Annotated in this window: 10 protein-coding genes; all 10 read right to left on the reverse strand. The window is 43.2% G+C overall.

Annotated features, from left to right (window positions below):
* Positions 1 to 34 precede the first annotated feature (34 nt).
* Positions 35 to 8,485, reverse strand: coding sequence for a YSIRK-type signal peptide-containing protein (locus tag A6J84_RS06435; protein ID WP_095726278.1), 8,451 nt, complete (start codon positions 8,483 to 8,485; stop codon positions 35 to 37).
* Between the two features lie 175 nt (positions 8,486 to 8,660).
* Entirely contained in the window at positions 8,661 to 10,328 is a 1,668-nt protein-coding gene (locus A6J84_RS06440; protein WP_049478837.1) for a DAK2 domain-containing protein, read from the reverse strand.
* 2 nt (positions 10,329 to 10,330) lie between these two features.
* The gene (locus A6J84_RS06445; RefSeq protein ID WP_000216434.1) at positions 10,331 to 10,696 is read right to left on the reverse strand and encodes an Asp23/Gls24 family envelope stress response protein; all 366 of its coding nucleotides are present in this window, start codon (positions 10,694 to 10,696) and stop codon (positions 10,331 to 10,333) included.
* Positions 10,697 to 10,848: 152 nt separating this feature from the next.
* A complete protein-coding gene (gene rpmB / locus A6J84_RS06450) occupies positions 10,849 to 11,037 on the reverse strand; it encodes a 50S ribosomal protein L28 (protein ID WP_001140948.1) in 189 nt (62 codons plus the stop codon).
* A gap of 104 nt (positions 11,038 to 11,141) precedes the next feature.
* The gene (locus tag A6J84_RS06455; RefSeq protein WP_049489486.1) at positions 11,142 to 11,816 is read right to left on the reverse strand and encodes a LiaF transmembrane domain-containing protein; all 675 of its coding nucleotides are present in this window, start codon (positions 11,814 to 11,816) and stop codon (positions 11,142 to 11,144) included.
* A 5-nt stretch (positions 11,817 to 11,821) separates the two neighbouring features.
* Entirely contained in the window at positions 11,822 to 12,268 is a 447-nt protein-coding gene (locus A6J84_RS06460) for a LytTR family DNA-binding domain-containing protein (protein WP_095726279.1), read from the reverse strand.
* A gap of 113 nt (positions 12,269 to 12,381) precedes the next feature.
* On the reverse strand, positions 12,382 to 12,885 hold the full coding sequence (locus tag A6J84_RS06465) for a phosphatase PAP2 family protein (protein WP_000800953.1): 504 nt from the start codon (positions 12,883 to 12,885) through the stop codon (positions 12,382 to 12,384).
* A 96-nt stretch (positions 12,886 to 12,981) separates the two neighbouring features.
* A complete protein-coding gene (locus tag A6J84_RS06470) occupies positions 12,982 to 14,742 on the reverse strand; it encodes an ABC transporter ATP-binding protein (RefSeq protein ID WP_095726280.1) in 1,761 nt (586 codons plus the stop codon).
* Positions 14,732 to 16,501 carry an ABC transporter ATP-binding protein gene (locus tag A6J84_RS06475; RefSeq protein WP_084880403.1) on the reverse strand — a complete coding sequence of 590 codons (1,770 nt, stop codon included), beginning with the start codon at positions 16,499 to 16,501 and terminating at the stop codon, positions 14,732 to 14,734. The genes A6J84_RS06470 and A6J84_RS06475 overlap by 11 nt, the downstream gene beginning before the upstream one ends.
* Positions 16,485 to 16,946 carry a MarR family winged helix-turn-helix transcriptional regulator gene (locus tag A6J84_RS06480; protein ID WP_095726281.1) on the reverse strand — a complete coding sequence of 154 codons (462 nt, stop codon included), beginning with the start codon at positions 16,944 to 16,946 and terminating at the stop codon, positions 16,485 to 16,487. Before A6J84_RS06480 ends, A6J84_RS06475 begins: the two co-directional genes overlap by 17 nt.
* Between the last annotated feature and the right edge of the window lie 110 nt (positions 16,947 to 17,056).

The following is a 17,056-nucleotide window of genomic DNA, read 5'->3' on the forward strand; positions in this document are numbered from 1 at the left end:
AAAAAAGAACCGATTTCTCGGTTCTTAAAAATGATTAGTCTGATTCATCGTTTCGTTTCTTTTTACCTAGCAATCCAAGTGTCATAGCACCTGCTAGGGCTGTCAGAATTCCTAGATTCTTCAAACCATCTTCTTGACTTCCGGTATTTGGAAGTTGATTTTTTTCTACAAATATGTTTTGAGTCAATTGATCTGGTTTCGAATCAGGTACTGAAAGTTCTTTTTTATCAGACTGCTTCACTTGCTCTGGAAGTTCTACTACTGTTGGAGTATAGAATCCTGAAATGATATTTCCATTGCGATCTTTACGGATCACTTTCACACCTTTGGCTTGTCCTACAAAGTCTGCCTCAGGGGTAAAGGTGACGGTGCCATCTGGTGAGATTACATAAGTTCCTTCTCCTGGAACGACTTTTTCAGTTGTTCCATCTTCAAAGGTTGGCGGAACTGTCAGGTCGACATCACCTGTAAAGTTTGGTTTACCAGTCTGAGTTTGACCTTTAAGACCTTCTGATGTCGCATCACTCACTTGTGTTTGTCCAAGGACAGTTGGTGTGTAATGAGCAGTAACTACATTTCCATACATATCCAAACGTTTCACAACCAATCCTTTAGCTGTACCAACAAAGTCTGGTTCTGGAGTAAAGGTAATCTTACCATCTTTATCAATTGTATAACTTCCTTCACCCGGAACAACCATAGTCGTGCTACCATCCTCAAATGTTGGTGGAACAGTCGAATCGATATGTCCTTCAAACACTGGTGTTGCCACTTGAGGTTGGCCTTTTGCTCCTGTAGAAGTCGTGTCATGACCAGTAGATGGGTCTACAACTGTTGGACGATAGCTTGCAGTAACTGGAGTTCCGTTCTTATCCTTACGGACAATCGTTACGCCTGTTCCTTTTCCTACAAAATTAGCTTCTGGAGTGAAGGTGACGATGCCGTCTGGTGAGATTACGTAAGTTCCTTCACCTGGAATCACTTTTTCAGTTGATCCATCTTCAAATGTCGCTGCCACAGTTTCATCAATTGGAACAAGCGGATTACCACCTTCAAATGTTGGCGTACCTGTTTGAACAAGACCCTTAATGTTAACTGAAGAAGTATCTTTACCAGTTGGAGTCACCTTAGTAAACTCTGGACTGTAGGTCGCAGTAACTGGAGTGCCATTCTTATCTACGCGTTTGACTGTGACTGGATCTGGGTTTCCAACAAACTGCTTGTCTGGTGTGAAGGTCACTGTACCATCTGGCGCAATCGTGTAGGTTCCTTGGCCTGGAATAGATTTCTCTTTGCTTCCATCTGCGAAGGTTGGCTCTACTGTTTCATCAATTGGAACCAGTGGATCGCCACCTTGGAAAGTTGGAGTACCAGTTTGTGGGACACCTTGAGGACCTGTGCTGGTTGCATTAGTGCTGGTTGGAACTACTTCTTTCACTACTGCTTGGTACTTGACAGTAACAGGAGTTCCGTTGACATCCACTCGAGTCAATTCAAGTTCTGGTGTTTCACCCTTGAACTGTTTGTCAGGGGTGAAAGTTACCTTGCCATCTGCGTCCACTTCGAACTTACCAACATTTGGCACTTCTTTCACAGCTGTACCATTGTCAAATAGTGGTGTCGAATCAGCTGGGAATGGAACAGAGTCATGGCCTGGTGTGAAGGTCACTTTACCTTCTTGGACCTGACCTTGCAGACCTTCTGTCTTATCACCTGTACCAATTGGCGTTACTTTCGTAAACTCTGGACTGTAAGTCGCAGTCACCGGGGTGCCATTCTTATCTACGCGTTTGACTGTGACTGGATCTGGGTTTCCAACAAACTGCTTGTCTGGTGTGAAGGTCACTGTACCATCTGGCGCAATCGTGTAGGTTCCTTGACCTGGAATAGTCTTCTCCTTGCTTCCATCTGCGAAAGTTGGCTCTACTGTTTCATCGATTGGAACCAGTGGATCGCCACCTTGGAAGGTTGGAGTACCTGTTTGCGGAACACCTTGAGGGCCTGTGCTGGTTGCACCGGTTCCTGTAGGAGTCACCTTAGTAAACTCTGGACTGTAAGTCGCAGTAACTGGGGTCCCGTTCTTATCAACTCGTTTAACTGTTACTGGATCTGGAGTCCCAAAGTATTTCTTATCCGGCGTAAAGGTAATAGATCCATCTGGATTGATGCTATATTCACCTACACCTGGAACTGTCTTCGTTGACTGACCATCTTCGAAGGTCATTGGTTTCGTGTCATCGATTGGAACCAGTGGATCACCACCTTGGAAGCTTGGAGTGCCTGTTTGTGGAACACCCTGAGGGCCTGTGCTGGTTGCGTTAGTGCTGGTTGGAACTACTTCTTTCACCACCGCTTGGTACTTAACGGTAACAGGGGTGTCGTTGGCATCTACACGAGTCAATTCAAGCTCTGGTGTTTCACCTTTGAACTGCTTATCTGGAGTGAAGGTCACCTTGCCGTCTGCGTCCACTTCGAACTTACCAACATTTGGCACTTCTTTCACGGTTGTACCATTGTCAAATAGTGGAGTTGAATCAGCTGGGAATGGAACTGAGTCATGGCCTGGAGTGAAGGTCACTTTACCTTCTTGGACTTGACCTTGCAGACCCTCTGTCTTATCACCTGAACCAGTCGGAGTTACCTTAGTAAACTCTGGGCTGTATGTCGCAGTAACTGGGGTGCCATTCTTATCTACGCGTTTGACTGTGACTGGATCTGGGTTTCCAACAAACTGTTTATCCGGAGTGAAAGTTACAGTTCCGTCTGGTGCAATCGTGTGAGTTCCTTGACCTGGAATAGATTTCTCTTTGCTTCCATCTTCGAAGGTTGGCTCTACTGTTTCATCGATTGGAACCAGTGGATCACCACCTTGGAAGGTTGGAGTACCTGTTTGTGGAAGTCCTTGAGGACCTGTGCTGGTTGCATTAGTACTGGTTGGAACTACTTCTTTCACCACCGCTTGGTACTTGACAGTAACAGGAGTTCCGTTGGCATCCACACGAGTCAATTCGAGCTCTGGTGTTTCGCCCTTGAACTGTTTATCCGGAGTGAAGGTCACCTTACCGTCTGCGTCCACTTCGAATTTACCAACATTTGGCACTTCTTTCACAGTTGTACCGTTGTCAAATAGTGGAGTTGAATCAGCTGGGAATGGAACTGAGTCATGGCCTGGAGTGAAGGTCACTTTACCTTCTTGGACCTGACCTTGTAGACCCTCTGTCTTATCTCCCGTACCAGTTGGGGTTACTTTCGTAAACTCTGGACTGTAAGTCGCAGTAACTGGGGTGCCGTTCTTATCTACACGTTTGACTGTGACTGGAGCTGGGTTTCCGACAAACTGTTTGGCTGGTGTGAAGGTCACTGTTCCGTCTGGTGCAATCGTGTAAGTTCCTTGACCTGGAATAGATTTCTCTTTGCTGCCATCTTCGAAGGTTGGCTGGACTGTTTCATCGATTGGAACCAGTGGATTACCACCTTGGAAGTTTGGAGTGCCCGTTTGTGGAACACCTTGAGGACCTGTGCTTGTTGCACCGGTTCCTGTAGGAGTCACCTTAGTAAACTCTGGGCTGTAGGTTGCAGTGACTTCTGTACCATTCTTATCCACACGTTTGACTGTGACTGGAGCTGGGTTTCCGACAAACTGCTTGTCTGGTGTGAAGGTCACTGTTCCGTCTGGTGCAATCGTGTAAGTTCCTTGACCTGGAATAGATTTCTCTTTGCTGCCATCTTCGAAGGTTGGCTGGACTGTTTCATCGATTGGAACCAGTGGGTCACCACCTTGGAAGGTTGGGGTACCTGTTTGTGGAACACCTTGAGGACCTGTGCTGGTTACGTTAGTGCTAGTTGGGGTTACCTTAGTCACTGTTGGAGTATAAGCCGCAGTAACCTCTGTACCGTTCTTATCTACACGTTTCACTGTGACTGGAGTTGGTGTACCAACATATTGTTTTTCTGGAGTAAAGGTGATAGAACCATCTGGATTGATGCTGTATTCACCCACACCTGGAACTGTTTTCGTTGACTGTCCATCTTCGAAAGTCATTGGTTTCGTGTCATCAATTGGAACCAATGGATTACCTTCTGTGAAGGTTGGGGTACCTTTTTGCGGTTGACCTTGGATACCATTTGAAGTGGCATCCGTTGAAGTTGGAACTACTTCTTTCACTACCGCTTGGTACTTGACTGTAACAGGAGTTCCATTGGCATCCACTCGAGTCAATTCAAGTTCTGGCGTTTCACCCTTGAATTGTTTGTCTGGTGTGAAGGTCACCTTACCATCTGCATCCACTTCGAACTTACCAACATTTGGCACTTCCTTCACAGTTGTACCATTGTCAAATAGTGGAGTCGAATCAGCTGGGAATGGAACAGAATCACGGCCTGGCGTGAAGGTCACTTTACCTTCTTGGACCTGACCTTGTAGACCCTCTGTCTTATCTCCCGTACCAGTTGGAGTCACTTTCTCAACAACTGGGGTATAGGTCGTTACAGCCGACTCTCCATTTTTATCCACCACTCCAACTTGAACTGGAGTTGCTGGACCATAGAAGGTTTTCAGTGGAGTAAAGACAATTGTTTTATTTACAAGATCTAAATCGTACGTCCCTTGGTTGGCAATGGTTAGCGAAGTTACCTTTTGCCCATTCTCATCATAAAGAAAGACACTACTTTGGACTAGTTCAACGGATTTCTTTGCTCCATTAATGGTTGTTGTCCCTTTTGTAAAGTGAATCTCACTCTCGCTTGCTCTATCCGCATCAAACTGAATCGTTGCTGCCTGTTTCTGCCCTTGAAGGCCTTTAGATTTCGCTGCGCTTGCTGAAGGTACAACTGGAATCCGAATATAATACACCACCCGATACCAGGTAAATTCTTTTTCCAACTCTTCATCCCTAGGATCATCCGCAGTCAATAAATATTCATCGAGAGCTCCTTCTCCCGACATTGTGTTTGCATCAATATCCTCTCTTGGATAATAGCCAGGAATTTCAGGAGAAATCACTTGAGACCAAGTTTGGTCTGCAGACCAGGCTGAGTATGTCACACCTGCTGTCGCATCATTTGGTTGCCGTTTCGCCAAAACCTGGTCAATTCTCTTCGTTCGAGTAAACGAATGAGTCTCAACATGCTTTGGAGCAAGGAGTGATAAATCAGAATGGTTTGTTTTTTTGAGATATTCATAATCAATTTCGCGAGTTCCACGAACAGTTTCGGATAGTTCTGTTATCTTGTGTCTAAACTGAAACTTGAATTGTTTTGGACTAGTCGAGTCACCAAATGTATGATCTGTAAAATCGTTACTGATCAGTTCATATCCTGCATCTTCCAATTCCTTAATTCGATCAGCAGGATCATAAGAAATTGGTCCATTAGGTTTGCCTACAACTGTGTCTACCTGTCCTAGTTGCACTTCCTTAGACGGATCGTTTACATCCACAAAGGAAAAACTTGCAGATGACAGTTTGGTAGACATTTGGATTGAAACATTATTGGACTCAGTGTACTTGGAACTGCCATTTGCCAATGCCGAAGAAAGATAAGCCGTAGCACCTGGGGCAGTATCTTGCCCGATAACTGCTCCATCGATAGGAAATTGAACCCTACTTCCAGCAGCAACCGGAGCAGTCGAATGCCAACGAACTGCACGAATCTCTGACCAATCCGACACTTGGTCTGCTGTGAGCCATTGTGAAGCATTAATTTCTGCAGCAGTGCCCGCAGTACGACTATATTGAACTTCCCAGCCTGAAGGTGGTGTTAGAGCTTTTGTCAAACTCACTGTAAATGCAGAACCACGATTTCTGGATTCTAGCTGTTTATCACCTTTCATCGGCAAGGATGACAAAACATAAACGTCTGAAACAGGCTGTTTCGCTGCGTTTTTATAGGTCACTCTGAAATCAATCTCATCGCCAGGATAGTGCTCTTGGGTATTATAGGCAAAGTGTTGGTTTGTAGCTCTCTTCACTTCAGAGTAGACACCACTCGCTTCAGAAGCCTGTACGATCACATCGAAGTCATAAGAAACCGAATTTTTCGAGGTAACTGTAATGCCGTCAAGCTCCCCCAAGTCATAACCATTCTGAGCTTGAATGTCAGGAAGTTCTTCATCCCAGAAAGCAATCGCTTTATAGGTATAGGTCCCATTTGGAATCGTCTTGTTTTCCAACTTCAAAAGTGTTGGGGGCATAGGGGAGTCTGGAGTCCCCTTTACTTGGGCATAGTAGAGAGTTTTCCCAGTATCTTTGTAATTATAATAAACCTTAAAATTAGGACTCCCACTAAAGTTTAATTGAGGGTCAGCCAAATAGGCTAAATGGTAAACTCCCGTCAAGTTTGCGAAGTTCTGAGTAGGGGTGTCTTTACCCGCAGTCCTTGTGATAAAATCTTGTTTAAAACCAGAAGCATCTGTATGTCGATTGAAGACATCTGTTCTAGCTCGCCCAATCATTGAAATTTGCTGGATAACGCGCGTCAATTCGGCTGAAGCCGTTTGAGAGAAGGAAACAGTGTTTCCAGTATTGTTAAAAGTGGAATCCGTTCTAGAATCCAACTTACTAATCGTCGAGTCTTTATAGAAACTTTCCCAATTATTAAAACGTGTTTTTGTCTGGAAAAAAAATGCCGAAGTATCATTGGTTGAGGACTTCCTCATCTTGATATTTTTAAACTTGTACTCCAGTTCCTTCACATCTTGCTCTTCCGTCAATCGTAGACTACGAGTGTTACTATTAAAAGTCCCTAACAACTCACCTGTAGCTTTATTGTATACTTCTACAGATGCATCCGGCGAAGAGAAAAATTCATTCCAATAACGCTCCTCAATCGCATTGACTTCCCGATAAGACTCTCGTGGGTCCTGTATTTTATGAGTGACAGTATAGTCATTGATAAGATAATCTTTTTCAACCTCAGCGACCGAAGAGAGCCGAACATAAGAACGGTATTCTGTTTCACCATAAGAACGAATTATCTCCGAATCTGACTGATTATAGTGTCTAAACTCAAAGAGAGAAGATTCTGGCTGATCAGTTTTTTGAACAAAGAGAGTATAGGGGAGAACAGCCGTATTTTGATAACTAGTCCCATCTGCTTTTGTATAGATCCCCGTCACAGTTAGGTTTTGTGCTTTTCTATTGATATCTGCTACTTTGGCATTCTTTAACTTGAAAGAAATTGGAATGAGCTTATTTTTATTGTTATTAATATCTTGAAGCGGATTGTTAGCTCTGTTAATCGTCAGATGGTAACCCGTCGCATCGGCAGTCCATCCTAGAGCTTTAGCTTCATCTGTCAATTCATAACCTTCTTTTAACTCTATATTATAGGTATAAGAAGTGACAGGATCAATGATATGCCCTCCGACATCACTAATCCCCATACCATTGATCATACGACCATCAAAGACACCATTTCCATAGTTGAAGTAATCATTTCTTGCCGTATTATTCTTAGGATCTTTCGCACCGTTAAATAGATAGTAGGACACGACCGATGAATCATCGTCGACAATACCATCGTTATTTCGATCGTAGCCAATGACCTGATTGCCAGACATTGGAGTCAGGCCACCCACCCCGTTTTCTAAGACTTTCCATGTGTGTTCAATGCTTCCAAGTTCTTTGAGGACATTGCCATTTTTGTCATAGAGCTTAGCAGTTGCGGTCACCTTATGGTCTGGCCCAATGGCTTGGACAGCACCTCCCCAGTTCTGAGTCAAAGGATCTATCTGAAAAGTATAGACGAAGTTATAGTTTGCTCCACCTCTCAGATTTGCAGGTTCTATCTTTAAATCAAGGTCCCCATTCGTTTTTTCTTGGCTGAACTTTACACCACCAACTGGAGAAGGGGTCAATTTAATAGCCTTCCCATTTTGGAAATGAATTTTGATATACCCACCAGAATAATCTGCTTCGTGTCCAGTAATACTAAAAGTCAAGGACTCACGAACACTATCTACAGCATGGATATCTTTGATTGGCGAATGAGTTTTAAATTCTGCATTGACTTCATCTAGCGATCTCTTGCGCCTAGAAGAAGTTTTCCCGCTAGAGCCACTTTCTTCCTTGCTTTTCTGCTCAGTTTGAGTTGATTCTAGAGATTGCTTTTTCTCCTCATCTAAAGAAGGCTGACTCGCTTCCTTCGTATTGTCAACTTGAGAAACTGGTTGGCTCTGAGAGACTGGTGCAGATACTTCTGTTTTGGACGGTTCAGCTTTATCCTCCAGCTCCTTAACCGCTTCGTTCTGTGTTACCACTTTTTGAGGCTCAGAAATGACTTCCTGTCTATTCTCAGCACTTTTTCCCTTCTGTTGAATTTCCGCCTGCGTTTGTTGTTCCTTATTGTTGACTTGAGCTTCATCCGCTTGCACTGGAGAAGTAGCCATCACCATAAAGGTTCCTAGCAATACCGAACAGGTCCCAACACTTAACTTTCTAATTGAAAAGCGGGAAAAAGATTGATTAAAAATTTTTTTCTTCATCATTTCTCCTTTATATTCATACTTAATCTAACATAACAGCTTTATCATTATAACTTATAGTAAATAGAATTTCCAATAGAATGTTCATTTCTACAGAAATTTCTTTATAACTCCATTTGCATAAAAAAGGAAGCTGTAAAACCAGCTTCCTTCTGTTATTTTCATTCCATTTTCACGATTATTCCACACTGAAAAGATATGGATATACGGGTTGTTGACCTTGGTGGATTTCGACTTCAACATCTTCAAATTCTTCTGCGATTTCTTGGGCAATTTCATTGGCAAGTTCTTCGCTTCCGTCTTCACCGACATAGAAAGTCACGATTTCACTGTCTTCGTCCAACATATGTTTCAATGTTTCAGTCAAGGTTTGGTGCATGTCAGGGTTTGACACGAGGATTTTCCCATCTACCATACCAAGATTGTCATTTTCATGAATTGCTAATCCATCGATAGTTGTATCACGAACGGCTGTTGTTACACTACCGCTGATAACATCACCAAGGGCTGCAGTCATGCGTTCTTTGTTTTCTTCGATTGATTTGCTTGGGTCAAAGGCAAGAAGGCTGGTCAACCCTTGAGGAATTGTACGCGCTTCTACCACAACAGCAGGTTGTTCAAGCACTTCAGCCGCAGACTGAGCTGCCATAAAGATATTTTTGTTGTTTGGCAAGAAGATAATGTTGCGAGCATTGACCTGTTCAACAGCCTTGATAAAGTCTTCTGTTGAAGGGTTCATCGTCTGACCACCTTCGATAACATAATCCACACCTTGGGCACGGAAGATATCTGCTAAACCTTGACCAGCTACTACTGCGATAAGGGCATACTCTTTTGTTTCAGCAGGCTTGTTGCCTTGAGTTGCTTCTTTTTCAACTTGCGCCTCGTGTTGGTTACGCATGTTGTCCACTTTTACCTTGATCAAGCTACCATATTTGAGACCTTCTTGCATGACAAGACCTGGATCTTCTGTATGGACGTGAACTTTGACGATCTCATCATCGTTGACAACAAGTAGAGAGTCGCCTAAGTCATTCAAGTAGTTACGGAATTCATCGTAGTCAAAATCTTTAGAATAAGTTGGACCTTGTTTGAGGGCTACCATGATCTCTGTACAGTAACCGAAGGTAATGTCCTCAGTTGCCACATGCCCTGCTACAGACTTGTGGTGCTCTGCATTAATCATTTCACTCATGTTAGCAGGAGTCGCTACAAAGTCTTCAGAAGCACTGTATTCACCAGTAAGAGCTGAAAGGAATCCTTCGTAGATAAAGACTAAACCTTGACCACCTGAGTCTACCACACCAACTTCCTTAAGGACTGGAAGCATTTCTGGCGTCTTAGCCAAAGCTGCTTTTGCACCTTCCAAGGCTGCACGCATGACCTCGACAGCATCATCTGTCTCCTCGGCTTTTTTCTTAGCCCCAATAGCCGCTCCACGAGAAACAGTCAAAATGGTTCCTTCAACTGGTTTCATAACTGCTTTATAAGCTACTTCGACACCGGATTGGAAGGCAAGAGCCAAGTCTTGACCTGTTAATTCATCTTTTTCCTTGATAGCCTGAGAGAAGCCACGGAAGAGCTGAGAAGTGATAACCCCTGAGTTCCCACGCGCGCCCATCAAGAGACCTTTAGCAAGAATGCTCGCTACTTCTCCAACTGTAGAAGCAGGCTTGTCTGCTACTTCTTTGGCACCATTTTCAATGGTCATTCCCATGTTTGTCCCAGTATCTCCATCTGGAACTGGAAAGACGTTCAATGAATTGACATATTCTGCTTGCTTATTCAAACGAGTTGATGCAGCTTGCACCATCTCTTGGAATAAACTGGTAGTAATTTTTGACACGATTATTCTCCTACAACTTTGATATTTTGAATGTAGACATTCACAGTCTGAGCAGTAATTCCTAGTTGATTTTCTAAACTAAAACGAACACGCTCTTGAATGTTTTTTGACACTTCGCTTATCTTTACTCCGTAGCTCAATACGGTATAAACATCAACTGCAATGCTACCATCTTCGGCTGCTTTTATAACAACACCCTTAGAATAATTTTCCTTACCAAGAAGGGCTTGGAAATTGTCTTTGAGGGCATTTTTACTAGCCATACCGACCACACCAAAAATCTCAGTTGCGGCACCACCTACAACGGTTGCAATCACTTCATCTGTCAGTTCGATTTGACCATCTTTTGTATTAATTTTTACAGTCATTTTTTTTACCTCAACTAGTTGATACTCTATTTTATCATATTTCAGCCCAAGTGTAAAAGCAGAATGCTGTATCTGCGGATATTTACTCTATTTTTCAAATGGTTTTATCCTTAGAGCAAAAGAAAAAGACCTAAGCGGTCTTTTCATTTTTATTAAACGCGTTCAACTTTACCTGATTTCAAAGCACGAGCTGAAGCCCAAACTTTTTTAGGTTTACCATCGATAAGAACAGTAACTTTTTGAAGGTTTGGTTTTACGGCACGTTTTGTTTGGTTCATCGCGTGTGAACGGTTGTTTCCTGATACAGTCTTACGACCTGTAAAGTAACATACTTTAGCCATTGTGTTTTCCTCCTATTAGATCTAATATAGCGGATGTGCTAGCACCACATACCGTACTATGTTATCACACTTTCTCGAATTTATCAAGGGCCTAAACTATTTTTTTATTTAACGTAAACAACTCCAAGTTTACCAAAAGCAACTTCCCCACGGATAATCAAGGTTTTGTTTGTTGGCGCTACAGGAGCATCTGCCTTAGCTGCACCAAAGGAGGTTTCTACTTTCAAATCGACACGCCAGTGTTGTGGAACATAGACGGTTGCATTCCCGAAGGCCACTTCAATATTTAAAGTTGCAAAATCACCTAACATCTCTGCATTATCATAGTAGATTTTAGCATCCCCAAAAGCGACTTCCACTTGGTCATCTACGAGATCTTGATCTTGCTTATAGAAGGTCCCGCTACCAAAAGCGACTTCCTTATCCGTGACGACTGTTTTTTTCCCATCGTACCACCATTTTTTTTCATTCCAGAACTTACTTGAATGCGTCAGATAACCAACACCGAGTACCACCAAGATGCTAGCCCAGATGAGAGAATGATTGGTAACTGGCAAAAAGTCATAAGCGTAATTTGCAATGATGAGCGCCAGTAAACCTGTAAAAACTGCCGAAGTGAGATGGCGTCTAAGGATAGACTCAATGGTCTTATAAGCAAAAAAAACAATACCTAGTAAAGGCCATATCTTGCCATCCAAAGAAGGAATTCCAAAATTCCCTTGCAGCAAGATCCAAGCTGCTAAAACCAATAAAACAATACCAAATGCTTTCTTTTTCATGTTTTTTACCTCATGTTTCTTAGATTTTCTTTTAGGAGGGATTGGTAATGCCGTGAGACATGAACCTCCTTGTGGGTCTGATAAAAGGAAATAGTGCCCGTTCCTGAAAAGGACTTGTCCACTGAGTAAATCTGACGGATGTTTGCGATCGTTGACTTGGACACTCGACTGAAATAGCGAGGTAAGATGGACTCCAACTCATAGAGCTTGAGGCGAACTTCATAGGCTTCCTTATGGGTATGGGCGTAGATCTTGCTACCTTCTGTTTCAAAGAAGAGAATTTCTGACAGGTCTAGATAATATTCACCTGTCCCCTTGTAAAAAGTCAACCTCGGAGCCTTTGACTCTTGCAAAAGTCGTTGCAAATCTGCAATTTCATCTGTCAAAGTGGGGGTCTTGATGACAATTTCAGTCTCCTCTAAATTGCCATCAATCTCAATTCGTAACTTCATCACATCTCCTTTCTGACTCTACTATATCAAAGCTAAGTTAGGAATACAAGGGCAAAAAAGCAAGTGGTCAATTTGAAGCAGTAAGTGGTTGTAGGACTAGCTTAACTTACATGTCAGAATAGGAAGAAAAGGAATCCCCACACCAGACCACAAGCATAGCCAACCAAGACATCCTTGGGATAATGAACGCCCCCTAAAACCCTCACCAAGCCCAGCAAAGCTGAGAAGAGCAAGCATGCTAAGCCAACAGGTAGACTAGCATGCAGACAGGCCATGGAGATGATAGTTGCCGAAAAAACATGGCGACTGGGCATCGACTGTCCCGAGCTATCTTTTTCAAGCAGGGGACAGATATCCCAAGTTTCATAAGGCCGCGGGTGGTTGATTTTCTTACGAAAAAGGGACAAGATCACAAAGCCTGATGCAGGAATAAGCACATAAACCCCAACCTGCTGACCAAGTCCTAGTTGCAGGCAAGTGATGACTAGCAAAGTCAGATAGACCAAGGGCATGGCGACTGTCATCAAACGATTGAAATTAAGCAATAGAAATAAAAGGGTGGGATGGCTAGTTAGTTTGGAGCTAAGGTTGCTATACCATTCTTGATAATTTTTCATTAAATTTCTCATTCATTACCTTGTTTTCGTCTACAGGTGAGACGTTTATCTTCTAGTATAGTGCAGAAAAAGAAGGCCGTCAAGCCTTCTTTTGATTTATTCTTCTGCTTCGTCTTCTGTAAATTGACTATTGTACAAGTCAGCGTAGAAGCCACCTTGCGCCATTAGTTCCTCATGATTGCCTTGCTCGATGATATTGCCATCTTTCATGACAAGAATCAAATCGGCATTACGAATAGTTGACAAGCGGTGGGCGATGACAAAGGATGTGCGTCCTTCCATCAAACGGTCCATAGCTTTTTGAATCAACTCCTCTGTACGTGTGTCGACTGAAGATGTCGCTTCATCCAAAATCAAGAGCGGTGCATCTTTGAGAAGGGCACGAGCAATGGTCAAGAGCTGTTTCTGTCCAACAGACAAGGTCACGGTGTCATCCAAAACAGTGTCGTAACCGTCTGGCAAAGTCATGATAAAGTGGTGGATTCCCACAGCCTTGCTGGCTTCCATCATTCGTTCATCACTGATGTCTGTCTGATTATAGATCAGGTTCTCTCGAATCGTTCCTTCAAAGAGCCAAGTATCCTGCAAGACCATTGAAAAGGCATCATACACTTCCGAACGCTTCATGTCCTTGGTATCGACACCATCGATGCGGATACTTCCCTTATCTAGCTCATAGAACTTCATCAAAAGATTGACAATGGTTGTCTTCCCAGCCCCAGTCGGTCCAACAATCGCGACCTTCTGACCTGCATGAGCTGTCGCAGAAAAATCATGGATGATGGTGCGCTCTGGTTTATAGCCAAAGGACACGTGATCAAAGACTACTTCCCCTTTCATGTCGCTCAATTGTCTCTCCTTATGAGATTCATCCTGCATCTCTGCTTCAGCTAGAAATTCTAATACACGTGTCATGGCTGCACTCGCTTGTTGCAAGTTCGTAATCCCTTGGGCAATCTGTGACAGAGGTTGGGAGAAGGTCCGTACGTAAACCATAAAGGCTACAATAATCCCTATTGTGATATGCCCTTCTAACGCCAGCGCGGCCCCAACGATGATGACTAAGACATAACTAAAGTTTCCAACAAAGAACATGGCTGGCATCATGATACCAGAGATAAATTGAGATTTCCAGATACTATCATGCAAGTCTTGGTTTAAATCAGCAAATCTCGCTTTGGAGGTGCCCACTGCGTTGTAGCTGGTCACTACATTATGGCCAGAGTACATCTCTTCCACATAACCATTGACGGCCGCTAGATTATTTTGTTGAGCTTTAAAATAACCCTGTGACTTAGCCATGATTACGGAAACCGCCGCAAAACCAACAAGGGTTGATACAACGGTTACCAATGCCAAAATCCAGTTCATCCCAAACATGGTCACCAAGACAGCAATCAACAAGAAACTAGCTGAAAGAACTGCCCCTAGACTTTGGTTGAGAGATTGCGCTGCTGTATCCACATCATTGGTCACGCGCGAAAGGGTATCTCCTTGTGAATGACGGTCAAAATAGCCAAGTGGCAAACGATTGATTTTTTCAGCGATTGCTGTCCGCAAGCGTTTTGAAAAATGCTGAATGCTCGTTGAAAAGATATAGGCCTGTGTATAATTAAGGATAGCTCCAAATACATACAGAACAACCAAAAATCCAGCAATGTTTGACACAGCTACCAAGTCGATTTCTGTAGCCAAGCCATCTGAAATCAAGTTAGTAATTTCTTTAATCTTAGTTGGACCATAAACGGTAATGATACTTGAAATGACTGCAGCCACAACTGCTATTAGGAGAGGGAGTTGGAGGCCTGCCATATAAGGTTTGCACTGTTTCCAGACCGAAACTTTTTTATTTTCCATCTTCCAATTCCTCCTTCGATAGTTGTGAGTAGGCAATTTCTTGGTAGACTTCGTTAGTAGCTAGAAGTTCTTTGTGGGTGCCTTGTCCCACGACTTTACCTTGATCCAAAACCAAGATCAGGTCGGCATCCATGATGGTTGAGATGCGTTGAGCAACGATTAACTTAGTCAAGGATTGTGTTTTTTCAGCTAATTCTTGGCGCAAGATCCGGTCTGTCTTGTAGTCCAAGGCTGAGAAAGAGTCATCAAAGATAAGAATCTCTGGCTTACGAGCCAAGGCCCGGGCAATAGCCAAGCGTTGTCTTTGACCTCCTGAGAAGTTGGTCCCACCTTGGGCTACTTCAGAGGACAGACCTGCTTCCTTATCCTCGATAAAGTTCTTAGATTGAGCCAATTCCAAAGCTTGCCACATAGCAGGTTCGCTGAGAGGACTTTCTTTACTCTTACCAAAGTCGAGATTACCCTTAACATCTCCAGAAAAGAGCACAGCTTTTTGTGGGATATAGCCGACCTTATTACGCAAGTCTTCCAAGTTGTAATCTTGCACATCGACACCATCTACTAGGATTTGACCAGATGAGACATCATAAAAACGAGGTATTAGGTTGACTAGAGTAGATTTCCCAGATCCAGTTGATCCGATAAAGGCAACTGTTTGACCTGCTTCGGCTTTAAAAGTAACATGTTCCACAACTGCTTCTGAGTTTTGAGAGTATCGGAAGGTTACATCACGGAATTCCACTTGTCCTTGAACTGAAGAATCTGCAGCCTGTGCTTGACTCGGATTCTTAATAGAAGGATGCAAATCCAAAACTTGGTTGATACGTCCTGCAGAAACCAAGGTCCGAGGAAGAACGATAAAGAGTGCTCCCATGAGAAGGAAGCCCATCACGACCTGCATAGCATAGGACATGAAGACTACCATATCACTAAAGAGTGGCAGACGTTCTGTCAAACTTGCATCGTTGATGATATAGGCACCAATCCAGTAAATGGCTAAACTCAATCCACTGGAAATCGCCATCATGATCGGGTTCATAATGGCCATCAATCGATTGACAAAGAGATTGAGACGTGTTACCTCATCGTTAGCTGCTTCAAATTTCTTACCTTGGTAATCCTCGGCATTGTATGCGCGAACAACTCGAATCCCAGTCAAACTTTCACGAGTGATACTATTGAGTTTATCTGTCAATTTTTGGATGACAGATTGTTTAGGAAAAGCCAGAGTCATAAGAACGGTGGTCATCAAGACATTCACAATAACAGCCACAAGGACCGCCCAGAGCCAGTATTCCGATTTCCCAAGGATTTTTCCAATGGCCCAGATAGCCATAATTGGCCCACGAGTAACCACTTGCAAGCCCATGGTAAAGAGCATCTGTACCTGGGTAATATCATTGGTCGTCCGAGTCAAAAGACTTGGGATTGAAAAGCGCTTGATCTCTGTCTGCGAAAAATCTAAAACACGATGAAATACGTCTCTACGTAGATGGGTTGTATAGGATGCTGCAACGCGAGCGGCAAAGAAACCAACCATAACAGATGAAAAGAAAGCCAATAAAGACAAACCAATCATCTTCGCAGCTGGTGACCAGAGTGCATCCATCTGTGTCCCTGACGTTCCCAGTAATTCTGTAATTTGCGAAATGTAGGTCGGTACCTCTAACTCTAGATAGACCGAGAAACAAGTGAACAGAATCGTAAGGACGATCATTCCCCACTCTTTTCCTGTAATACGTTTAGCGAGTTTCTTCATTCTCTCCTCCTATCTTCTCAACATTTTCTTGCAATTGCCCGAGTACCTTTTCAAAGATTGCCAAGTCTGACTTTGAAACCCCCTCTAGCAGACTCTGATCGATCCGATCAAAAAAAGCTTTAACTTTTTGCATCTGCGAACGCGATTTCTCCGTCAGGCGAACAAATTTTGCCCGCTTATCGCTGGGGCTCGCCTCTAACTCGACCAGACCATTTTGTACCATACGCTTGACCAAGTTGCTAGCAACTGACTTGGTGATATTGAGTTCTGTCTCAATATCCTTGATAAGCGTTAATTCTTGATTATGCTCACGACGATCTAAAAACTGCAGGACCTGCCCTTGCGGTCCCCCCATAAATTCAATACCGCAACGTTTGGCTTCTTTCTGCAACATCAGGTGGATCTGGTACCCAAAACGTTTAAAAATCAACAACGATTTGTCCATGATTGCTCCCTTCTCATGATTTTATATAGTTCTCTGGAGAACTAATTTAGTTTCTGTGAGAACTATTTTATCACTTTCGGAGGAGATGTCAAGAAAAAAGTTTCCATGGG

The organism is Streptococcus sp. FDAARGOS_256, from assembly GCF_002289235.2.
GTDB lineage: Bacteria > Bacillota > Bacilli > Lactobacillales > Streptococcaceae > Streptococcus.